Here is an 18,386-nt window from a genome sequence, read left to right as displayed (position 1 = left end):
GTGCTTGAATTTTGACCAGAAAAAGCCTGGTCAAAATTCAAGCACCCCGACCCCGCAACGTGCGACCCCGCAACGTGACCCCGCAACGTGACCCCGCAACGTGACCCCGCAACGTGACCCCGCAACGTGACCCCGCAACGTGACCCCGCAACGTGACCCCGCAACGTGACCCCGCAACGTGGACCCCACAACGTGGACCCCGCAACGTGGCGACGTGATCGCGCAACGTGTCGCCGCAGACGTTACTATACAAACAGTTCGCTTTTGACCCTGTTTACCTTGCCGGACACAACAACCCATCAATCGGAAGCACCACAAAGATCCGCCCCACCAGATCGGCAGACCCATCACCCACAACCACCCACCACCAATACCAGGCCGTTGATTTCGAGGCGGTTTCAGGCACAATGACCCGAAGTTACCACCGATATAACCCCCACTGTTCTCACCGGTGCCAGCGGGCACAACAGGGAAGACCTGAGCCGACAATGCCGCCAATAACGCCACCCAAGACATTCCACAAGACGGCACCCGCAGGAAAACCCCCTGCCGCATCAGAAGCAACCGACACAACCTTGACCGCCCCGCCCCTGGACACCCTCTACACCGTTGAAACACCGGAAAGCGTCGCCCTGCCCCTGCGCCCCGCCAGTATCCTGCCGCGTATCATGGCATTTACGGTCGACTTCCTGATCCGCGCACTGATCTTTTTTCTTTCCTACCTGGGCTTGCGATGGACCGGTGAGATGGGCTGGGGACTGCTGTTGATCACCTATTTTATGCTGGAATGGTTCTATCCGGTCTATTTTGAAGTCCGCCGGGACGGCATGACACCGGGTAAAAAACTTCTCGGCCTGCGGGTCGTACACGACGACGGCACGCCGGTCAGCCTCGGCGGCTCGCTACTGCGCAACCTGTTGCGCGCCGCCGATTTTCTGCCCGTCGGCTACGCCGCGGGTGTGGTCGCCGCCACCTGTAACCGCGAATTCAAACGACTCGGCGACCTGGTGGCCGGCACCCTGGTGATCTACGAATTGCCGGCGCCGCCGGCGCCGGCACTAAACTGCACCGGCAAGCGGCCGGTGCCGGCGGACTTCAGCACCGATGAACAGAAAGCGCTGCTCGCCTTCGCCGAGCGCAGCGACCAGCTCTCCGAGGATCGCCAGCGGGAACTGGCCGGCGTATTGCAGCCGCTGCTCAACACCCCGGACCCGGTGCTGGCAATCAGGCAAATGGCCAACTCACTGGTGGGCCAGCGATGAAACAGCAACAGTTCGAGCAGCGCTACAGCGCCGACTGGCAAGCATTCCAGCAGTTGCTCGAGGCACTGGAGCAACCCGCAACGCCCCTGCAGGGGCGCGACTATGAACAGTTCGGCCGCCTCTACCGCCGCATTTGTCACTTTCAGTCCCTGGCCCGGGAGCGCCGTTACAGCAGCCATCTGGTCGACCGCCTCGAACAACTGGTACTGCGCGGGCACCGCCAGCTTTACCAGCACCGGCGCGGTATGCGCTTTGGCATGCTGCGCTTTCTGCTGATCGAATTTCCCAGGCTGGTACGCGAGCAACAGCGCTACTTCTGGCTGTCGAGCCTGTTGCTGTACGGCCCGGCGCTGCTGTTTTTCGCGGCGGTCATCTGGCAGCCGGACCTGCTCTATTCACTGCTGCCGCCGGCACAGGTGGACCGGTTCGAAAGAATGTACAACCCGGACAACGCCGTATTCGGCGCCGCTCGCGAAGCGGCCACCAACCTCTATATGTTCGGCTACTATATCGAGAACAATATCAGCGTCGCTTTTCGCACCTTCGGTTTCGGCCTGCTACTGGGTGTGGGCTCGATGGTCATTCTGCTGTTCAATGGATTGTTGCTCGGTGGCGTCGCCGGCCACCTGAGCAACGTCGGTTACTACCACACTTTTTTCCCGTTCGTTATCGGCCATGGCAGCTTTGAACTCACCGCCATTGTCATCGCCGGCGCCGCCGGTCTGAAGCTCGGCTACAGTCTGCTGGCACCGGGCAACCTCAGCCGTATCGAATCTCTCAAACGCGCCGGCCAGGTGGCAGTGAGGCTGATCTATGGCGTGGTGTTTATGCTGGTGATAGCCGCGTTTATAGAAGCATTCTGGTCGGCCGACGCCAGCCTGCCGGTGTGGATCAAGTACACCATCGGCACCGGGCTGTGGTTGCTGGTGATTCTCTGGCTGACCCGATCCGGACGCCCCCGCCGCGGGGGTGGTTATGGAAACTGAAGTTGGAACCTGACATTAGAACCTGATAGTGGAACCTGAAATTTGAAACTGAGTCGCGTGGCGGCGGAAATTCGGCCGCGCAGCCCCTGGGAGGCCGTGGACCTGGGCATCCTGATGGCCCGCCGCTGGTGGTGGCCGTTAACCAGGGCGTGGGTGCTGGTGGCGCTGCCGCCGACGCTGTTGTTGCATCTGCTGCCGCCGATCTACCTGTGGTGGTCGACCCTGTTTATGTGGTGGCTGAAACCCCTGTGGGAACGGCCGCTGCTGTATATCCTCAGCCAGGCCTTGTTCGGCCACCTGCCGGGCACCTTGGAAACACTGCGCGCCTGTCCCGAACTCATGCGCCGCCACTGGCTGGCACCGCTGACCTGGCTGCGCTTGTCGCCGATGCGCTCTATGGACCTGCCGGTATCGCAACTGGAACAATTGAGCGGCGCCGAGCGACGCCATCGGGTCCTGGTGCTGCGCCGGGAAGACGCCGCTCCGGCCGGCTGGCTGACGGTGATCGGCATCCACCTGGAAACCATACTGGCGTTCTCGGCCTACCTGTTGATCTACTTTTTTATACCGGACGAGTTCGATATCAACTACAGCCGGCTACTGCAGCAGGAAGCCTTCTGGTGGCTGGCTCTGCAAAATACCATTTACTTCTGTGCCATCACCCTGGTGGCGCCGTTCTATGTCGCCTGTGGTTTCGCCCTGTACCTCAACCGCCGTATCAAGCTGGAAGGCTGGGATATCGAAATTGCGTTTCGCCGTATCCTGCAAAAACGCACCGCTGCCAAACCGCTGCAAACCGGCGCCGGCCAAGGCATCCCGCAAAACGCCTCGCCAAGTAACGAACAGACTACCGGCCAAAGCACCGGTCAAGATAGCAAACAAAGTAACGACCACAGCGCCAGTCAAGGTGATGAGCAGAGTGCCGGTAAACACCCCGGTCCGCATCTGGCGATTGCAGCCGCCCTCACATTGAGCCTGGCCTTGGCGCTGCTGCCTCCGGTCGCACAAGCGCAACCGGAGGCGGACGGTGAACCCGTTGTCTTCGACCGCACCACAGCCAAACAGCGCATCGGAGAAATCCTGGCGGGAGAGGACTTTCACCGAAAAGAAACCGTCTACACACCGGTCTTCGGCGACGGCACCGATCCACAGGCGGAGACCGGCACAGCACCGGACTGGGCCAGGGCGCTGCTGTCCTGGCTGGCGAACAGCATCGAAACCATTATCTGGGCTCTGGTGGTCGCCCTGGCACTGCTGCTGGCCTACCGCTATCGCCGCTGGCTGGCACAGCTCAGCTACCGCGGCCCAGCCCCGCCGGTATCAGGCGCCGCCCCCGACACCCTGTTCGACCCGGCGGCAAGCGCTGCAAACCCGCCGGCAGACGCCGCCGCGGCCGCCCTGTCGCTGTGGCAGCAGGGTCGCGCGCGCGAGGCGGTGGCATTGCTGTATCGGACCGCACTGATACAACTGACGGCCCGTGGCCTGGCGGTTCAAGACGGCAACACCGAGGCCGAATGTGTCAGGCAGGTGCAGGCCCGGGAGCCGGCCGCCACCGCCGCCTACTTTGCGGCGCTGACCCAACTCTGGCAATCCCTGGCTTACGGTCACCAGCAACCTACCGACCAACAGATACTGCGGCTGTGCGAACAGTGGCGCGAATGCATCCCCCAGACGCCGGTCGAGGCCAGGCCCCGGTGAGGCGGATAATTGCCACCGTTACCGTCGCCGTGCTGGCTGGGCTGGCCTTTTGGCTGTGGCGGTCCATCGAGTGGAAGGAGGAGGAGGTCGACCGGGGTTTGTCCGAGGCGGCACGGCAAAACCCGATGCTGGCGGCCGAGCGCTTTCTCCGCTCCCTCGGGCTGGCGGCGGAATCGAGGCGGGGGTTTGCCCTGCTCGATCAGATTCATACCGACACCTCGCCCATCGCCGCCACTGACAACCTGATCCTGATCAACGCGCATCGTACTCTCGGCGAAGAGCGCCTCGAGACACTCTGGCAGTGGGTGCAAAACGGCGGCCACCTGATCGTCTCCACCCGCAACCAATTCCTCGGCAACAGCAACCCCGAGCAGGACCTGCTACTGGCACGCCTGGGTATCACGCTGGTAGACGAGGCCGCCATGCGCGAAGCGCTTGCCGACGAACCCCAGGAGCAACGCCCGAATGATCCGGGTCGGGCGCGCGGCCGCAGCGCCGCGGAAACCGACCTGCCCGCTCCGGCGGCAACACCGGATGCGGAGCCAGGCTGTTTCCCCCAAACGGTAGAAGTGATTTTCGACGGCGAGCAGCAGCCCCTGCAGGCGGATTGGTACGGAGGGCATTCATTTGTCGACGGCGGCGATCGGGCCACCGGCTGGATCAACAGCCAGTTCGGCGTTAAGTTGCTTCAGTTCGAATTGGAACAAGGCATGATTACCGTTACCACCGACAACGGCATCTGGACCAATACCGACATCGATTGCCACGACCACGCATATATGTTGTGGCTGTTCGCCGGCGACACGAGTAAAACCTGGTTTATCATCAATCAGGATGCACCCTCCCTGTGGTCGACGCTCTGGCGGGCGGCACCCTACGGTATGCTGTTTGCCACCCTCGCCCTGTTGTTGTGGCTGTGGAAACAGCCGGTGCGATTTGGCCCGATAAGGGTGCAGACACAACTCGATCGCCGGCGCTTTATCGAACACAGCCAGGCCAATGCGGCGTTTCTGTGGCGCCACCGCCAGCAGCACACGTTGATTGAAAACCTGCGCAATACCATCAACCAGCAACTGCGCAGGCGCCACCGCGGCTACGCCCAGCTCTCCGCCGGCGCGCAATTGGAGACCCTGCAGCGGGTCACATCACTGCCGCTGCCGCTGCTGGAGCGGGCCATGCTGGGAGCGGTCGGCACCGGCGAACAAGAATTTCAGCAGTTGGTGGCGCAACTGCAAAAAATCAGGAACTGTCTATGAACGCATTTCTTCAACTTAATTCGTCAAGACATTTCTTCAAGACATTTCTTCAAGACATGGCAACAGGTAACCACTATGACTGACACCGGTCTGACAGAGGACCCCATTCAACGCAGCGCGCAAACCGTCGACACCCTGCGCCAGGAGATCAAAAAAGCGCTGGTCGGGCAGGACCCGGTCATCGATCAGGTGCTGGTGGCGCTACTGGCCGGTGGCCATGTGCTGGTCGAGGGTGTGCCGGGACTGGGCAAGACGCTGTTGGTGCGCAGCCTGGCCCGCTGTTTTGGCGGCGACTTTTCCCGCGTGCAGTTTACGCCCGATCTGATGCCCTCGGACATCACCGGACATGCCATCTTCGACATGCAAAGTCAGCAATTCGAAGTGCGGCGGGGACCGGCATTTACCCACCTGTTGCTGGCCGATGAAATCAACCGTGCGCCGGCTAAAACCCAGGCCGCGCTGCTGGAAGTGATGCAGGAGCGGCAGATCACCATTGAGGGCGAATCGTTCACCACCGGCGAGCCGTTTATGGTGCTCGCCACCCAAAACCCGGTTGAACAGGAGGGCACCTATCCGTTACCGGAAGCGGAGCTGGACCGCTTTATGTTGAAAATCTTTATCGACTACCCGGATGCAGCCGACGAGGAAATACTGGTGCAGCAAATCTGCGACGCCGCCGACAGCGACGGCTTTAACCTCGGCCAGGTACGCAGGCTGATCGAACCCGAGGCGGTGCTGGCGATCCAAAAGCTGGTGCACACTGTGACGGTGGATGCGGCGGTATTGAGTTACGCCGTGCGCCTGGCCCGCGCTACCCGCGACTGGAACGGTATCGCCCGCGGCGCCGGCCCGCGCGCCAGCATTGCGCTGGTTGCGGCCGCCAAAGCTAAAGCGCTGATGGAAGCCAATGCTTTTGTTACACCGGATCATATCAAAGCGGTGGCGTTGCCGGTGTTGCGCCACCGTATCCTGCTGGCGGCGGAGCTGGAGATCGAAGGTGTGAGCGCTGACCGCGCGCTGGCGGAGTTACTCGAGCAGGTGGAAGCGCCGCGACAATGACACTGCGCCACGTTTACCCGGCCCGGCGGTTGCTCGCACTCGTGTCAGGACTGGCGGTGCTGGCGTTCGGATCGGCGCTGGCCGGCGCCTGGTTTCCCGCCGCACACTGGCTCGAGCAGCAGTCGCAAGTGTGGCTGGCGGCACTGGTACTGCTCGGCGTGCTGGCCGGCGCCGACTACTGGCGCGCGCGCCGGCCACCGCGGCTGTCGGTAACGCGCAAACTGCCGGGCAACCTGCCGGTCGGCAAAAGCACCCGGGTGGAGCTGACAGTCAGTCATGAGGGGCCGTTGCGACCGCAGGTGATCGAGATTTTCGACGGCATCACCACCACCATGGAGGCCACCCCGCTGCCCTGCACGGTCGCCTTGCGGCCCGGGCATCTGAGTCGCGCTCACTATCAGTTGCGAGCCCTGGAGCGCGGCCCCGATCGCCTGGGTGCGGCGCAGCTGCGGCTGCAGAGTCCGTGGGGTTTATGGCAGACAATCTGCAGCAGTGACCGGCAGGCCCAGAGCGAGATCAAGGTCTTTCCCGACTTCGCCGCGATTGCCGCTTACACCTTATTGGCGACGGACAATCACACCAGCCAACTGGGCATAAAAAAGAAACCCCGCCGCGGCGAGGGCATGGAGTTTCATCAGTTGCGCGAGTACCGCAAGGGCGACAGCCTGCGCCAGGTGGACTGGAAAGCCACCTCGCGGCGCCACCACCTGATTTCCAAGGAGTACCAGGACGAGCGGGATCAACAGGTATTGTTGCTGGTTGACAGCGGCCGGCGCATGCGTGCCAAGGACGACAGTCTCAGCCATTTCGACCACTCTCTAAATGCCACTTTACTGGTCAGTTATATCGCCCTGCGCCAGGGTGACAGTGTCGGGGTGCTGAGCTTCGGCGAAAACCTGCGCTGGATTCCCGGTCAAAAAGGTGTCGGTCACGTCAACACCATACTCAACGGTCTCTACGATCTGCAACCCGGGGTCAGTGCCTCTGACTATGTTACTGCCGCCACTTATATGATGGGCGCCCAGCGCAAGCGGTCGCTGGCCATAGTGGTGACCAATACCCGCGACGAGGATGTGGATGAGCTGGTGGCGGCACTGAACCTGTTGCGCAGTCGCCACCTGGTGCTGTTGGCGAACATCCGCGAAAAGGCACTTGACCGGGCCTGTATCGAACCGGTCGACACGTTCGAGGACGCATTGCGCTACAGCGGTGTGCAACACTACCTCGAAAGCCGCCGCCAGACCCAGCGGCAAATCGTCTCGCGGGGTATTTACAGTATCGACTGCACGCCCGAGCAACTGGCGGTGCGGTTGGCCAACAGTTATCTCGAAATTAAACGCGCCGGGTTGTTGTGAGTGGCGTAAGCGACACTGGTAACATAATAACTTGATCTATTCTGTTTTCATCGAAGTTACCACAAGTAAATTTTTTGGGCGCAAGTTATTCAGTAGTCCGCACCTGTTCCTTACCGAATAGTTCACCGTTCTAAACACTTTGCCTGCCACACCACGGCCCGGCGGGCGGGCTCAGGTGGCTACCGGGTCTCTGCCGGGCCGGCGTTGTGGCACGATGGCAAAACCGGCATCCGAATTGTTATTCGCCGGTAAACATGAAAGGCCCCCGCAATGCATTGCTTTCAGCACTTACGCAAAACCGCCGCAGTATTTATAAGAAGGTTAGAAGTCATTCTATGCCCACATAGTGGGGCAACGCCTCAATACGCTGCAACCAGGCGCGAATCTGCGGATAGGCGTCGAGACTGAAACCGCCATCGGGCGCCACGTGGGTGTAGGCATACAGACTGATATCGGCAATGGTCGGTGTGGCGCCCACCAGATAAGGCGCTTCGCCAAGTTGCTGCTCCATCACTGCCAGTGCCTTGTGGCCGCCTTCCTGCTTGGCAGCGTATTCCTCAGCCCGCTCCGGGGGCAGGCCCAAAAACCTGTTGATAAAACGCGCGACGGCGATATAGGGCTCATGGCTGTACTGTTCGAAGAACTGCCACTGCAACACCCGCGCCCGCGCCAGCCCCTGCGCCGGCAGGTAGTCGGTGCCCTCGGCGAGGTAATTGAGAATGGCGTTGGACTCGCACAAGTAATCCGGGCCGGCGATTTCCAATACGGGAATCTTGGCGTTGCGGTTCATCTTTATAAAGTCCGGGGTGCGGGTTTCGCCCGCCAGTACACTGACGTGAACCCACTCGTGGGGCAACTGCAGCAACTCCAACAGCAACTTGATTTTATAGCAGTTGCCGGACAGTATATCGCCATAAACCCTGTACATAAGGTCCTCTCCCTACCACATCACCCGATCAACAACCGACTCTCCCGGCACCCGCTTTCCGGACCCGACATTCAGCCGGTGGACTTCATCACTTCGACAAGCTGCCGGGTCTGGTCAAGCGTGCCAATGGTGACCCGCAGACCCGGTCGCCCGTCGGCATCGGCTTTGGGTCGCACCAGGATACCCGCTTCCTTGAGCCGCTCGCTCAACACAGTTACATCCTGCGGAAACAACCATAAATAATTGGCGCCGCTCGGCCAATAGTCGATACCAGCCGTATCGAGGTACTGCTCCAACAGCGGCTTGGCCTGCTCCATGACTTCCCGCACATACTCCCGGGTATAGGCCGGGTTGTCCAACGCCGCCTGCGCCGCCACTATCGCGAGTTGGTTGACATCGTAAGGGCCGCGCACATTCAACAGCGCGCGGATATTGTCAGCAGCCGACAAAACATAGCCGAAGCGCACCGAAGGCAGCCCCCAGGTTTTGGAAAAGGTGCGGGTAATCACGAGATTCTCGTGCGCCGCCAGTTGGTCGGCAACAGTGGCCTGGGTGTATTCGAAATAACATTCATCCACCAGCACCGCCGCCTGCGGTGCCGCCGCCGCGACCGCCAGGATATCCTCCCGCGCCACCAGGGTGCCGCTGGGATTGTTGGGGTTGGCGATAACGATCAGGCGGGTCGCCTCGGTAATTGACGCCAGCACTGCCGCCGTGGGAAAACCGCCGCTGCGGGTATAGCCCGGTTCGCTCACGCGCAGATTTTCAACCGCCGCGCACTGCGTGTACATGGCAAAACTGGGGCCGGGAATAATCGCGTGGTCACCCGCAGCGGCGGCGGCGCGGACAATCAGGTCGATACCCTGGTCCGAGCCGTTGGTGATCATCACCTGCCCGGCGTCAACGCCGCAGTAGTCCGCCAGCCGCTCGGTGATATCGCCGTAGGAGGGGTACATCTGCAGGCGGTCGCCGCGGATAAAATCCACCAGCGCCTGCTTGATCGGCTCGCTGACGGGAATGGTGCGCTCGTTAAAATCCAGCAGGGTAAACTGCTGCGGATTGCGCCCCTCCAGCGGCGGCGCATAGGCGCTCATACGGGTAATATGGGGCTTGAAAATACTGCTCATCTGTCGCTCATCTGCCGTTGCCGCGCTCGTTGAATGGACACCTAAACCAGCACCAGGTTATCCCGGTGGATTAATTCGTCGTCGTCTTTATAGCCCAGCAGTTTATCGATGCGCTCACTGGGTTGACCGATAATTTTACACGCTTCTTCACTGCTGTAGTTGACCAGCCCGCGGGCAATTTCGCGGCCCTGTTCGTCGCGGCAAATCACCATATCGCCACGGGAGAAACGCCCCTCCACCCGCTTCACCCCCACCGGCAGCAGGCTGCGCCCCTGCGCCCGCAGCACCTCGACCGCGCCGGCATCCAGCACCAGGGTGCCGCGCATCTGCAACTGCCCGGCCAGCCAGCGTTTGCGCGCCGCCTGCGGCTGCTGTTCGGCCACCAGCAGGGTGCCCAGGTTGTCGCCGGCGCGAATGCGCAGCAACACATCCTCGGTGTGACCGCCGGCAATCAGGGTGTGGGCACCGGAGCGCGCCGCCAAACGCGCGGCGCGCACCTTGGTCAGCATACCGCCGCGCCCCAGGCTGCCGCCGTCACCGGCCATGGCATCGAGCCGGCGATCGAGTGCGGATGCCTCACTTAAAATCCGGGCATCGGCATGGCGGCGCGGATCGGCATCGTACATACCGTCCCGGTCGGTGAGAATCACCAGGAGTTCAGCCTCCATCAGGTTGGCGATCAGGGCGCCCAGGGTATCGTTGTCGCCAAAGCGGATTTCATCGGTAACCACGGTGTCGTTTTCATTGACGATGGGAACAACGCCGAGCCCGACCAGGGTGCGCAGGGTGGAGCGGGCGTTCAGGTAGCGCTGGCGATTGGACAGGTCATCGTGATCGACCAGCACCTGCGCCGTGTGCAGATCAAAGCGCTGAAACGCCTGCTCGTAGGTCTGCACCAGCCCCATCTGCCCGACCGCGGCAGCGGCCTGCAGGCGATGAATGCTGTCGGGGCGCTCGTGCCAGCCGAGTCGCGACATGCCGGCGGCGACGGCGCCCGAAGACACCAGCACCAGTTCGATGCCGTCGTGACGCAGCCGCGCCATCTGCTCGACCCAACCGGCAATGGCCCGATGATCGAGGGCCTTGCCGTTATTGGTGAGCAGAGAGCTGCCGATTTTTACGACCCAGCGGCGCGCCTGCTGCAGGGATTGCCGTATGCTCATAGTCTCTCTCTCAACGAATACTGCTTTACCAAGCGAGCTGAGCGTTGTCGCCACTGCTGTTGCAGGGCGCCGCGGTTGTTCACGATATCAGCGCGGGCAGCGGCAATGGTGGCGGCAATCTGCGGCTGCGGATCGCAGGGCAGTTCGTCTTCATCGAGCACCCGGCAGTTGCCCTCGGCGTCAATCAGAATATCCACCACCAGGTCCCGCCACACTATGCACCGTGCGGAAATCCGGGTGCGATCGCTGATATTAATGTAAAACGCGCGGGTTTGACCATCGACAGAGAGAAAATGGTAAACGTTGTAGGCACGCGCCTCCCAAAAATAGCCGATGCTCAGATCGCCTTTCGACAGCGCCACTCCGTGTAACAGGTTGTCTTTCGGCAGTCGATACAGCACCGCCGCACCGCCGTCGCAACACTCCAACAGATCACACTCGAATTCGTGGCGGGCGCCAAGCAGTGTCTGCTTGATTTCGGTAATTTTGCCCAACGCCATCGCCAGTCAGCCAGTGGTATAGGGGAAATATATTAAGGCGCGTATTCCACGTCGACGTCGCCGTCACCGCTGTCGTCTTGGAAGTCATCACCGGAATCGCCGTCTTTAGCCGCGGCTTTTTGCGCCCGGTGCCGGGCGCGCAGGTGCTCGATACGGTCGCGGGCTTCACGCTGCATCTGTGCCTGTTTGTCGGCCTCCTCGCGCGCCGCCTCGGGGTCGCCGGCATCGCGCTCCCAACAGGCTTCCAGGTGCGTCAGTACCGCGCCACACAACTCGGCGGTACCGGTTTGGTTGATCGCGGCAATGCGAAACACCGGGCCGTGCCAGTCGAGTGCCTCGACCAGGTCCCGGCAGCGCTGCTCCACCTCGTCCGCAGGCAACAGATCGATTTTGTTCAGCAGCAACCAGCGGTCGCGCTGCGCCAGCGTGGGGCTGAAGCACTCCAGTTCCCGCGCGATGGCGGCGGCATTGTGGGCCGGATCGGTGCCGTCGTAGGGGCACATGTCCACCAGGTGCAACAGAACCCGACAGCGGGTCAGGTGTTTCAAAAACCGAATGCCCAGGCCCGCGCCCTCAGCGGCACCCTCGATCAGGCCCGGTATATCCGCCACCACAAAGCTGCGGTGCTTTTGTACCTGCACCACGCCCAGGTTGGGCACCAATGTAGTAAAGGGGTAATCGGCGACCTTGGGCCTGGCCGCCGACACGGCGCGGATAAAGGTTGACTTACCGGCGTTGGGCAGGCCCAACAGGCCGACGTCGGCCAGCACTTTCAGCTCCAGTTTCAACTGCCGGGTCTCGCCCTCTTTGCCCGCTGTGGTCTGGCGTGGTGCGCGGTTGGTGCTGGATTTGAAGCGGGTATTGCCAAGCCCGTGGTAACCGCCCTTGGCCACCAGCAGGCGCTGGCCGGCGGCGGTAATGTCGCCCATCACCTCCCCGGTGTCGACGTCGATCACGGTGGTGCCGACCGGCACTTTCAGCACCAGGTCTTCCCCCTTGGCGCCGGTGCAATTACTGCCGCTGCCGGACTGACCGCTGGCGGCCCGGTAACGGGGCTGATAGCGATAATCCACCAGGGTGTTGAGGCTGTCATCGGCCTCCAGGTAGACGCTGCCGCCATCGCCGCCGTCGCCACCGTCCGGGCCGCCCTTGGCGATATATTTCTCGCGCCGAAAGCTGAGACAACCGTTGCCGCCCCGGCCGGCCACGACGGAGATGGGCGCTTCATCGACAAATTTCACAGGAGCCTCCGGCAGTTAGACACAAAAAAGCCCCATCGCAGTGACGGGGCTTTTCCAAAAGTCGGTCAGGGTGAGGTGAACCGCCAGCGGCCCGGCCCACCCCGGCCGAAAAACCAGGCGTTTACGCGGCAACGATGCTCACGAACTTGCGGTTTTTCGGACCCTTCACTTCAAACTTCACCACACCGTCAGCTTTGGCAAACAAGGTGTGATCCTTGCCGATACCAACGTTGACGCCGGCGTGAAACTTGGTGCCGCGCTGGCGGACAATAATATTGCCGGCAATGACCTGCTGGCCACCATAGCGCTTTACGCCGAGGCGTTTACTTTCGGAATCGCGACCGTTGCGGGTACTACCGCCAGCTTTTTTATGGGCCATAACTCAAACTCCTAATTTACCTTTTTGACTACTGACGCGACTACTGACGCTTTTTACCTGTGACTACTTACCTGTGACCACCAGCGCTTCGACTACGCGCTGATACCGGTAATTTTGACTTCGGTGTACCACTGGCGATGACCCTGGCGCTTCATCGAGTGCTTGCGGCGACGGAACTTGATGATTTTGACCTTGTCGCCGCGGCCGTGGCTGACCACCTCGGCGCTGACCTTGGCGCCGGCAACCTGGGGAGCGCCGATCTTGATATCGTCGCCATCGGCTACCAGTAACACATTGTCGAAATCGACGGTTTCACCGGTCGCCACTTCAAGCTTTTCCAATTTGAGGGTTTCACCCTCGACCACACGGTGCTGCTTGCCACCGCTGACAAATACTGCGTACATAGACTCTTGCTCCAACATCTATTCTGTTTCAGTGCTTCAGACTCGCGCGTTGCGCGTTAGACTTGGACGACACGAAGCAGCCGAAAACCCGGTAAACCGGCATCTGCCGCCATAACCATTCCGCTATGGACGGCCTTCGTAGCTACCGCTACTTACCGTTATACTCAGTTACCGTTATACCCAGTTACCGTTACAACCAGCTTTCAAGCGTTTAATACGGGTACCTGACCCACCACAAAGCTTGCGTCGTTTAAGGGGCGCAGATCATACGGTAAACTGCCGGCCGACGCAAGTTTTGGGGCCGGTCGGGATCGCAATGGCGGCCCGCTTTGGCATCCAATACCTTGACAGGGGGTCTCCACCACCCCTAGCATCCCTAGTCTTCGCGCACAGATTCAGGCCCCGATGCTTCCTATGCTGCCGTTTCACAAAGTAGTAGAAAACGACTTCCAGGCTGTAAACCAACTGATTATCGATCAACTCCACTCCAATGTGGATCTGGTGGAAAATATCGGCCACTACCTGGTGGAAGCCGGCGGCAAGCGGCTGCGGCCGCTGCTGGTGTTGCTGACGGCCAACGCGCTCGGCTACGGGCGGCGCCGGCATCTGGAGTTGGCGGCCGTCATCGAGTTTATCCACACGGCCACCCTGTTGCACGACGATGTGGTGGATATTTCCGCGCTGCGCCGCGGCCGCCCCACCGCCAACGCCAAATGGGGCAACGCCCCGAGCGTGCTGGTGGGAGACTTCCTCTATTCGCGGGCGTTTCAAATGATGGTGGCGATCGGGAATATGGACATTATGACCATTCTCGCCGATACGACCAACACCATTTCCGAGGGAGAAGTCCAGCAACTGGTGAACGCCAAGGACCCGACGGTAACGGAGGACCGCTATCTGAGTGTTATCCACAAAAAAACCGCGGCCCTGTTCGAGGCCGCCTGCGAGACCGCCGCAGTGCTGGTGCAGGCCGATGCGAACAACACCGACCGCGCCCTGCGGGCGGTGTTGCGCCGCTACGGCTATCATCTCGGCATGGCGTTTCAACTGATTGACGACGTGCTCGACTACCAGGGCGATGCCGAGGCACTGGGCAAGAATGTCGGCGACGATCTGGCCGAGGGCAAACCCACCCTGCCGCTGATCCACGCGATGCAGCACGCCGACCGCGCCGAGGCACAACTGATCGCCGGGGCCATTCGCGAGGGGGCCGTGGAGCAATTGCCCGCCATTGTCGATATCGTCAAAAACAGCGGCGGCCTGGCCTACACTCAGGCGCGCGCCAGGCGCGAGGCGGATCGGGCCATCGCCGAATTGTCACAGTTGCCTGACAACATCCACAGTCGGGCTATGGTAGACTTGGCGAAGTTTGCGATCAGTCGCCTCTACTAGCAGTTTTACTATTACCCCAATAACAATTTTGACGATGCCGAAGCTGTCCTGCCGCTCGCGGGACGGAGCGTCTTATCGACGGTCCGGGGCGGATCACCGCAGGTGTAAAGGGCGCTCCAGCAACGTACATTTTAGATAACATTATGCAAAGGGATAACAATGTCTGAACACGCACTGGCCAAACGCTACAACAGTTGGTCTGCACTGCAAGCGAGAAAACACTTCTGGGATCAAACGACACTGCTGGATGCGTTTCGGCAAGACCCGGACCGGGCCCGACACTATTCCCTGACGGCGGCCGGCCTGTTTCTGGACTACTCGAAAAATCACATCGATCAGGAGACGCTGGCGCCGTTGCTGGCGCTCGCCGATGAAGCCGGCCTCGGCACCGCTATCGGCCAACTGCTGCAGGGTGAGCCGGTCAACAATACCGAGGGGCGACCTGCTCTGCACACCGCCCTGCGCTTTCAGGGCCAGGCGGCGGATGCGCGCCAGCGGGAGGTGGCCGCCACCCTGGAGAAAATGGCGACATTCGTGACCGCGGTGCACAGCGGTAACTGGCGCGGGCACCGCGACCAGCCGATCACCGACGTGGTCAATATCGGCATCGGCGGCTCGGACCTGGGACCGCGCATGGTTACCCGCGCCCTCGGCGCCTATCACACTGGTAAGGTAACCGTACACTTCACCGCCAATATCGACGGCGCCGATCTGGCCGATACGCTGGCGGATTTACATCCGGCCACTACCCTGTTTATCGTCGCCTCCAAATCCTTCAGCACCCTGGAGACCCGGGAAAACGCCTTCTCCGCGCGCCAGTGGACCCTGGATGGCGGCTGTGCCGAGGGCGATCTGCACAAACACTATGTTGCCGTCAGCAGCAACGTCGCCGCAGCCGAGGCATTTGGCATAGCGCCGGACAATATCTTCCCCATGTGGGACTGGGTGGGCGGGCGCTACTCACTGTGGTCGGCGATCGGCCTGCCCATCGCCCTGGCCGTCGGCATGGACCACTTCAATGCCCTGCGCAGCGGCGCCCACACTATGGACCACCATTTCAGCACGGCGCCGCTGGCGGAAAATATGCCGGTGCTGCTGGCACTGATTACCTTCTGGTACAGCGAGTTCTGGCAGGCTCAGAGCCAGGCGGTGCTGCCCTATGCCCAGCGTCTGGGCCAACTGCCGGCCTATCTGCAGCAATTGGATATGGAGAGTCTCGGCAAAAGCGTCACCCGCGACGGCGTGGCGGTCGATTACCCGACGGGGTTGATACTCTGGGGCACCGAGGGCACCAACGGCCAGCATTCCTTCCATCAATTGCTACACCAGGGCACGCGCCTGGTGCCGGTGGATTTTATCGCCAGCGCCAAGTCCATGAGCCACCTGCACGACCAGCACACCCATCTGCTGGCCTGCTGCATCAGCCAGAGCCAGGCGTTGCTGGCCGGCAAACCGCTGGCGGCGGCGCGGGAAGAGTTACGCGCCCAGGGGTTGCCCGCGGCGCGGGTCGATGAACTGGCCCCCCACAAGGTGATTCCCGGCAATCGGCCGAGCAATACACTGGTACTGGAGGATTTATCCCCCACCAGTCTCGGCGCCTTGATTGCTCTCTACGAACACAAAGTCTATTGCCTGAGCGTACTCTGGGGCATCAACGCGTTCGATCAGTGGGGGGTGGAGTTAGGCAAGCAGTTGGGCACGGCGATTCATCAGGCCATGGCCAGCGGTGAGTGCCCGGACAACTGGGACGCATCCACCCGCCAGCTAGTCAACAGGTTGAGATAACCTTACGAAGCGCGGAGAAGCGCGGAGGGACGCCTGCAACTTAGCAACTTAGGCGCGGAGGGACGCCTGCAACTGCGCAACTTAAGCCTATACGCAGGGCTAACACAACGCGGAAAGTTTTCAAAAGTTGCTAAGTTGCAGGCGTCCCTCAAGGATGCCGTGCGCGAGCCCCCATGGGTGGAGCGGGAAATAGCGAAGCACTGCTTCGCCCCGCGGTCCAGCCCAAAATCTATGATTTTGGGCTGGACCGCTGGCGGGGTTTACGGCGGATCTCTGCAGGCATCTCCCGCAGTCGATTCGCCACGACCTCTAACAAAACCACCACCTAACAAATATTATCTGTGAAGGGTTAAAAACAGTAAGAGGCAGCAATACTCACAACAACGCGCCTACCCCGCCCCGTTTAACCGCTTCAACCAATCAACCCCAACAGCTCGTCCCGCTTGGCTTCCATCAACGCCCGATCACCGCGGGACTCCACATTTAACCGCACTACCGGCTCGGTATTGGACATGCGCAGGTTAAAACGCCAGTCGCCAAAGCTCATGGAGACGCCGTCGGTGTGATCCACCGCCTCGGCCCGATCACGATAGAGACTTTCGATGCGCGCCAGCAGCACAGCGGGGTCGTCCACCCGACTATTGATTTCCCCACTGCAGGGGAAAGCCGCCATGCGATCGCCAATCAACTGCGACAGCGACTTGCCGCTGCGCCCCATCAGCTCCACCACCAACAACCAGGGAATCATACCGCTGTCGCAGTAGGCGAAGTCTTTGAAATAGTGGTGGGCGCTCATTTCACCGCCGTAAACCGCATCCTCCGCGCGCATGCGCTCTTTGATAAACGCGTGGCCGGTCTTACTCATCACCGCTGTGCCATCCATCTTTTCCACCACGGCAATGGTATTCCAGGTCAGGCGCGGATCGTGCACTATCTTGCCGCCCGGGTGTTTCGCCAGAAAGGCCGCCGCCAGCAACCCCACCAGATAATAGCCCTCGATAAAGCGGCCGCTTTCATCGAAGAAGAAACAGCGATCAAAATCGCCGTCCCAGGCGATCCCCAGATCGGCGCCCGCAGCCTTGACCGCCTCGGCGGTGGCGCCGCGATTTTCCGGCAGCAGCGGATTGGGAATACCGTTGGGGAAATTACCGTCGGGCTGGTGGTGCACCTTGATAAAGTCGAACGGTAACGCACTCTCCAGTGCATCCACCACCACCCCGGCCCCGCCATTGCCGGCATTGACGACGACTTTGAGCGGCGGCAAGGCAGGCACATCCACGTAAGTCAGCAGGTGTCTAACATAAGCCTCGCGGCCCGCCAGGGGGATCACCCGGCCTTTGCCGGCCGCCGGCTCGAAACCACCGGCTTCGGCCAGTCGCCGGATATCCTTGAGTCCGGTATCGCCGCTGATGGGCCGGGCGCCTTCGCGCACCAGCTTCATACCGTTGTAGTCCATGGGGTTGTGGCTGGCAGTCACGCAAATGCCGCCATCGGCCCCCTGGTCAAAGGTACCGAAATAGACTTCCTCAGTGCCGCACTGACCGATATGCAGCACGTCGGCCCCCATATCGGTGATACCGCGCACCAACGCCTCGGTCAGACCCGCACTGGTAAGCCGGATATCATGGCCCACCACCACTTTTGCTGCCTTGAGGTAAACCACAAAAGCGCAGCCCACCCGATAGGCGACGTCTTCATTTAACTGATCCGGTACTCGCCCGCGTATATCGTAGGCCTTAAAACAGGTAATTGCTTGAGTCACTGTGACATCCCGAACTGATCGACTGGCTGCAACATTTTACCGGCTGCAACATTCTCGCTGAAAAATACGACCTTAAAGACAAGCTCAAA

The 18,386-nt window shown here is 61.0% G+C and carries 16 protein-coding genes; 8 read left to right on the top strand and 8 right to left on the bottom strand.

The genetic code is table 11. From position 1 onward, the window contains the following. The first annotated feature begins 575 nt into the window (after positions 1–575). The 6 genes from FKG94_RS19815 (at position 576) to FKG94_RS19790 (ending at position 7,616) form a co-directional block, all read left to right on the top strand. The gene (locus FKG94_RS19815) at positions 576–1,262 is read left to right on the top strand and encodes an RDD family protein (protein WP_246125273.1); all 687 of its coding nucleotides are present in this window, start codon (positions 576–578) and stop codon (positions 1,260–1,262) included. Continuing rightward, entirely contained in the window at positions 1,259–2,248 is a 990-nt protein-coding gene (locus FKG94_RS19810; protein WP_142928677.1) for a stage II sporulation protein M, read from the top strand. The genes FKG94_RS19815 and FKG94_RS19810 overlap by 4 nt, the downstream gene beginning before the upstream one ends. Before the next feature lie 42 nt (positions 2,249–2,290). Next, a complete protein-coding gene (locus FKG94_RS19805; RefSeq protein WP_142928676.1) occupies positions 2,291–3,946 on the top strand; it encodes a DUF4129 domain-containing protein in 1,656 nt (551 codons plus the stop codon). Then, entirely contained in the window at positions 3,907–5,202 is a 1,296-nt protein-coding gene (locus tag FKG94_RS19800) for a DUF4350 domain-containing protein (RefSeq protein WP_142928675.1), read from the top strand. The genes FKG94_RS19805 and FKG94_RS19800 overlap by 40 nt, the downstream gene beginning before the upstream one ends. Before the next feature lie 75 nt (positions 5,203–5,277). Continuing rightward, positions 5,278–6,261, top strand: a complete 984-nt coding sequence (locus FKG94_RS19795) for an AAA family ATPase (protein ID WP_142928674.1) — start codon at positions 5,278–5,280, stop codon at positions 6,259–6,261. Beyond that, complete coding sequence (locus FKG94_RS19790) at positions 6,258–7,616, top strand: DUF58 domain-containing protein (RefSeq protein WP_142928673.1); 1,359 nt, start codon at positions 6,258–6,260, stop codon at positions 7,614–7,616. The genes FKG94_RS19795 and FKG94_RS19790 overlap by 4 nt, the downstream gene beginning before the upstream one ends. Positions 7,617–7,944: 328 nt before the next feature. On the opposite strand, the gene FKG94_RS19785 is transcribed toward FKG94_RS19790, so the two are convergent. From FKG94_RS19785 to rplU, 7 genes are all read right to left on the bottom strand, one after another. Next, entirely contained in the window at positions 7,945–8,544 is a 600-nt protein-coding gene (locus FKG94_RS19785; RefSeq protein ID WP_142928672.1) for a glutathione S-transferase family protein, read from the bottom strand. A gap of 71 nt (positions 8,545–8,615) precedes the next feature. Then, positions 8,616–9,671, bottom strand: a complete 1,056-nt coding sequence (locus FKG94_RS19780; RefSeq protein WP_142928671.1) for a pyridoxal phosphate-dependent aminotransferase — start codon at positions 9,669–9,671, stop codon at positions 8,616–8,618. Between the two features lie 41 nt (positions 9,672–9,712). Then, positions 9,713–10,834 carry a glutamate 5-kinase gene (proB, locus tag FKG94_RS19775; RefSeq protein WP_142928670.1) on the bottom strand — a complete coding sequence of 374 codons (1,122 nt, stop codon included), beginning with the start codon at positions 10,832–10,834 and terminating at the stop codon, positions 9,713–9,715. Continuing rightward, the gene (locus FKG94_RS19770; protein ID WP_142928669.1) at positions 10,831–11,334 is read right to left on the bottom strand and encodes a ribonuclease FAU-1 family protein; all 504 of its coding nucleotides are present in this window, start codon (positions 11,332–11,334) and stop codon (positions 10,831–10,833) included. Before FKG94_RS19770 ends, proB begins: the two co-directional genes overlap by 4 nt. Before the next feature lie 32 nt (positions 11,335–11,366). Continuing rightward, on the bottom strand, positions 11,367–12,575 hold the full coding sequence (cgtA, locus tag FKG94_RS19765; RefSeq protein ID WP_142928668.1) for an Obg family GTPase CgtA: 1,209 nt from the start codon (positions 12,573–12,575) through the stop codon (positions 11,367–11,369). A gap of 121 nt (positions 12,576–12,696) precedes the next feature. Beyond that, positions 12,697–12,954: a 50S ribosomal protein L27 gene (gene rpmA, locus FKG94_RS19760; protein ID WP_142928667.1), complete on the bottom strand. Its 258-nt coding sequence runs from the start codon at positions 12,952–12,954 to the stop codon at positions 12,697–12,699. A 92-nt stretch (positions 12,955–13,046) separates the two neighbouring features. Further along, entirely contained in the window at positions 13,047–13,358 is a 312-nt protein-coding gene (gene rplU, locus FKG94_RS19755; protein ID WP_142928666.1) for a 50S ribosomal protein L21, read from the bottom strand. A gap of 414 nt (positions 13,359–13,772) precedes the next feature. On the opposite strand from rplU, the gene FKG94_RS19750 reads away from it, so the two are divergent. Further along, positions 13,773–14,750 (top strand): polyprenyl synthetase family protein, encoded by a 978-nt coding sequence (locus FKG94_RS19750; RefSeq protein ID WP_142928759.1) that lies wholly within the window; start codon positions 13,773–13,775, stop codon positions 14,748–14,750. A gap of 159 nt (positions 14,751–14,909) precedes the next feature. Next, the gene (pgi, locus tag FKG94_RS19745; RefSeq protein WP_142928665.1) at positions 14,910–16,535 is read left to right on the top strand and encodes a glucose-6-phosphate isomerase; all 1,626 of its coding nucleotides are present in this window, start codon (positions 14,910–14,912) and stop codon (positions 16,533–16,535) included. 412 nt (positions 16,536–16,947) lie between these two features. On the opposite strand, the gene FKG94_RS19740 is transcribed toward pgi, so the two are convergent. After that, the gene (locus FKG94_RS19740; RefSeq protein ID WP_142928664.1) at positions 16,948–18,297 is read right to left on the bottom strand and encodes a phosphohexomutase domain-containing protein; all 1,350 of its coding nucleotides are present in this window, start codon (positions 18,295–18,297) and stop codon (positions 16,948–16,950) included. Positions 18,298–18,386 lie beyond the last annotated feature (89 nt).

The organism is Exilibacterium tricleocarpae, assembly GCF_007004655.1.
Classification (GTDB): domain Bacteria; phylum Pseudomonadota; class Gammaproteobacteria; order Pseudomonadales; family Cellvibrionaceae; genus Exilibacterium; species Exilibacterium tricleocarpae.
The sequence above is the reverse complement of the archived record's forward strand: the minus strand, read 5'-3'. Positions and strand labels throughout refer to the sequence as shown.

What these genes read in the sequence shown, in the direction of transcription:
- FKG94_RS19795 (WP_142928674.1), top strand. Translation starts at nt 5,278, where the DNA reads ATGACTGACACCGGTCTGACAGAGGACCCCATTCAACGCAGCGCGCAA.
- proB (WP_142928670.1), bottom strand. Translation starts at nt 10,834, where the DNA reads ATGAGCATACGGCAATCCCTGCAGCAGGCGCGCCGCTGGGTCGTAAAA.
- pgi (WP_142928665.1), top strand. Translation starts at nt 14,910, where the DNA reads ATGTCTGAACACGCACTGGCCAAACGCTACAACAGTTGGTCTGCACTG.
- FKG94_RS19780 (WP_142928671.1), bottom strand. Translation starts at nt 9,671, where the DNA reads ATGAGCAGTATTTTCAAGCCCCATATTACCCGTATGAGCGCCTATGCG.
- rplU (WP_142928666.1), bottom strand. Translation starts at nt 13,358, where the DNA reads ATGTACGCAGTATTTGTCAGCGGTGGCAAGCAGCACCGTGTGGTCGAG.
- FKG94_RS19770 (WP_142928669.1), bottom strand. Translation starts at nt 11,334, where the DNA reads ATGGCGTTGGGCAAAATTACCGAAATCAAGCAGACACTGCTTGGCGCC.
- FKG94_RS19750 (WP_142928759.1), top strand. Translation starts at nt 13,773, where the DNA reads ATGCTGCCGTTTCACAAAGTAGTAGAAAACGACTTCCAGGCTGTAAAC.
- FKG94_RS19810 (WP_142928677.1), top strand. Translation starts at nt 1,259, where the DNA reads ATGAAACAGCAACAGTTCGAGCAGCGCTACAGCGCCGACTGGCAAGCA.
- FKG94_RS19790 (WP_142928673.1), top strand. Translation starts at nt 6,258, where the DNA reads ATGACACTGCGCCACGTTTACCCGGCCCGGCGGTTGCTCGCACTCGTG.
- FKG94_RS19800 (WP_142928675.1), top strand. Translation starts at nt 3,907, where the DNA reads ATGCATCCCCCAGACGCCGGTCGAGGCCAGGCCCCGGTGAGGCGGATA.
- rpmA (WP_142928667.1), bottom strand. Translation starts at nt 12,954, where the DNA reads ATGGCCCATAAAAAAGCTGGCGGTAGTACCCGCAACGGTCGCGATTCC.
- FKG94_RS19785 (WP_142928672.1), bottom strand. Translation starts at nt 8,544, where the DNA reads ATGTACAGGGTTTATGGCGATATACTGTCCGGCAACTGCTATAAAATC.